At 47.2% G+C, this 3193-nt stretch carries 3 protein-coding genes; all 3 read right to left on the reverse strand.

Annotated elements, in window-relative coordinates; genetic code table 11:
- On the reverse strand, positions 1–423 hold a 423-nt coding region (locus H5P30_RS03050; protein ID WP_185691493.1), incomplete at its 3' end, for a hypothetical protein.
- Entirely contained in the window at positions 390–1364 is a 975-nt protein-coding gene (locus H5P30_RS03055; protein WP_185691494.1) for a hypothetical protein, read from the reverse strand. The genes H5P30_RS03055 and H5P30_RS03050, both read right to left, overlap by 34 nt.
- A partial coding sequence (locus tag H5P30_RS03060; RefSeq protein ID WP_185691495.1) for a hypothetical protein occupies positions 1361–3193 on the reverse strand: 1833 nt, incomplete at its 5' end. The genes H5P30_RS03055 and H5P30_RS03060, both read right to left, overlap by 4 nt.

The raw sequence follows: 3193 nt of genomic DNA on the forward strand, positions 1-3193 counted from the left end.
AGGCGCATAATGGGTCCATCCCTCTTCTGCCACACATCTCTCCCGACTCGCCACCGCATAAGTCGTTGTCGTCCTTCCGAAAAGGCCGTCCGTAGGGTCGGTGCATCCGGAAACCTTGCTTCGTGTATAAGTCTCTTTTAGATAAGTCGTCACTTCCTCCGGCGGCTCACTGCCTTGAACAAAGAATGGGGTGAATCCCGGGCACGGAATCGAAAAAGAAACTCGCTGATAGAGAATGTTCAACCCGTCCGGATCGATCAACTCGTCGACGGGTTCCAATTCTTCCAAATCGTTATCGAAGAACACCGTGCACTCGTTCTCATTTTCGGCGCTGCTTTCGGAAAGAACAAAGCAGTCTTGGCAGTTATAATCCTCGTTCCAGCATCCAATCAGGTCCCCGCAGGTGCGAACGCGATATGCCATTTTTCTCCGTCATAAAGGAAAAGGGCTTGCTGGTAAGGCACTCCGTTATTATCGATATATTTGCCATCCGCGAGAGTTACACCGACAGGCAATTGTTCCTCAGCTCCCTCATTCTTCAGAACTTCACTATCGATGTAGGTAAACTCCAATATACTGGGATAACTGACCTGAAGGTCTTCGCGCTCCTTCGGCAAAAGGCTTTCTTTAAGCTCTTCGGCTCTTTCTGGATAGGCATCGGAAATTCCATCGTAGCCAAAAAGCCAGTAGGGATTTTTCGCCTTTAAATCTTCCATTGGTGCCGTATTTACCCAAGCGATGAACGAAACTAAAGATTCGTATTTCTTCGGATTAGCCTTCCTAAAATCCCAAGCTTCTTGATAAGCAGAGATTAATTCCGCTGACACGACAATATTATCGATCCCCTCCACTTGAATCATACGACCCAGTTTTTCGTGAACGATATTTGGGACTTGGCTGGCTCTTAAGTTGATCGTTTCGGAGGACACATAGCGCTTACCAGAAAAGTCAAAAACTGGATTATCTGGACGCCCACTCCAATCATATTTCTCGTAAGTTACCCCTGCGTTATAAAGCATGTGAATATCAGCCAATATAACTTGCTTTAACTCCTCAGTAACCTGACCTTCAAAAACCAAAGGGATGTCTAGGTCGGCAACCTGCAGCCGTTCTGGTAAATTTCCTTTCTCCCAAGGCGTTTGAGTCGAACCCTCAATTGTTTCTACCCTCCCCTGTGAAGATTCATCATTGCTATCTCCTTCTGCAACTATCGCTTGGATCATTTCTCGTTTTCCGTCGACCGATGCATCATAGGTTTGTTCATGAACCTCTGCATCCACTTCTTGCTTGTTTTGCCATAGAAAAAGCAGACACAAAAGCCCACAGAAAAGCGCAAAACTAATTATTAAAGAAAATTTTTTCATGGACAGTCCCCCGAAATAAGTTCAGCTCGATCATTCGCAATTGGCGGACGCAACTCAATATATTCTCCGACAGATCTGCCTTCATGCATAATCGGATTGTCCATACGGCTATAGTCAGGAAAAATACCGTCTTCTCCCTGTGCCGGAGTTCCATCTAGTTGGACCGCCCAGACAAAAGGAATTGCGTCCAAATTCACATGGCTGTCTGAGCCGCTGATGTCGCCATAAAATGATCGATCGGCAGTTCCCGCACTAACACCCGATCGGATCAGCAGACCAGCCTCATTGTAACACGCCTGATGTCCATGACCTTCCGAAGTTTCCTCTGAGCGGATCTCATAATCTGCATCAGGATGATAAAAGGTATCTGCGTTCATATCAAAAAACATACTAAAGGGCTTATTGTCTTTCCAATTATTACACGGCAAAGACGAAGGCTCCGGATTAATCGCATCCAAATTCGCATCGAGAAGCACATGCGAGTAGACCGCAGGCAGAGTATCGAGCCAATCAAGGTCTTGGTTGTCGACCAACCATTGATCAAAGTTCGTCAAGGTCTCTGGTGGAACCACCGAAACAACAAGCTGGTCAATCGGCTCGCTACTTCCTTTGAGAACAACCTCAATATTATAGCGTTTCACTCGATTTTCGTTTGGAGCGTTGGTTTCAAGGTTCAAGAGATAGCTATCTTGAAGCTGCCCGTCCACTCGCCAGTTAAGAACATCAGGATTCTCAAAAGCTTCCTGATTACTCTCATAGCCACTGAGATACTTGGCAAGGTTCAGCGGTTGATTACTCCAGATATGCGCTACGCATTTCTCATAGCCTTCGTAATGAGTTTCTTCATCCTGCTTGGTGTCAAGATTCAGTTTGTGCACTTTCCAGTTTGGTGAACGGCTTCCTCCAATCTCCCGAGATTCATCGTCGTCAAAAGTCTCGAACCTCGCCTCAAGTAACAAAAACGTGCCTTCCATATCCGGCTTCAGCACCTCGGGATCGAGCTCAAACACCGTCCCTGACGACCCATCCCACTCGATTACTTCGGAAAGAATTTCAATATCCTCACTTTCGTCCACATCCTCGGTGTCCGGATCATCCTGCGGCTGGAAAAGAATATGATAGGTCTTCGGAGTTTTCTCGCTCTCATCAACATCACCGCCCCACTCGAATTTAAAGCGGACTTTACTGTAACTAATCCAGCCCTCATAACTATCGGCCGTCAAACCAATTCCCACCGCACTCACAGAGTTGCCGACCTGTGAAAATCCCACCTGAAAATCCGGCATCATATCACTGGCATCTCGAATAAAATCATCCGTGCTGTAGGCTTCACTCAATTCAGTATCGTAACGAAACTTTACCGTGTTGTCGCCATCCTCAAATTCCCGAATCGACCACGTGTGTAGTGGCTCCTGATCCGAATCGACTAGATCGGTATTGCTAGGCGCATAATGGGTCCATCCCTCTTCTGCCACACATCTCTCCCGACTCGCCACCGCATAAGTCGTTGTCGTCCTTCCGAAAAGGCCGTCCGTAGGGTCGGTGCATCCGGAAACCTTGCTTCGTGTATAAGTCTCTTTTAGATAAGTCGTCACTTCCTCCGGCGGCTCACTGCCTTGAACAAAGAATGGGGTGAATCCCGGGCACGGAATCGAAAAAGAAACTCGCTGATAGAGAATGTTCAACCCGTCCGGATCGATCAACTCGTCGACGGGTTCCAATTCTTCCAAATCGTTATCGAAGAACACCGTGCACTCGTTCTCATTTTCGGCGCTGCTTTCGGAAAGAACAAAGCAGTCTTGGCAGTTATAATCCTCGTTCCAGCATCC

Origin of the sequence: Puniceicoccus vermicola (assembly GCF_014230055.1) — a bacterium.
GTDB lineage: Bacteria > Verrucomicrobiota > Verrucomicrobiia > Opitutales > Puniceicoccaceae > Puniceicoccus > Puniceicoccus vermicola.

Bases quoted from the DNA above. Each gene is read 5' to 3' on its own strand.
- H5P30_RS03055 (WP_185691494.1), bottom strand. From the start codon at position 1,364: ATGAAAAAATTTTCTTTAATAATTAGTTTTGCGCTTTTCTGTGGGCTT.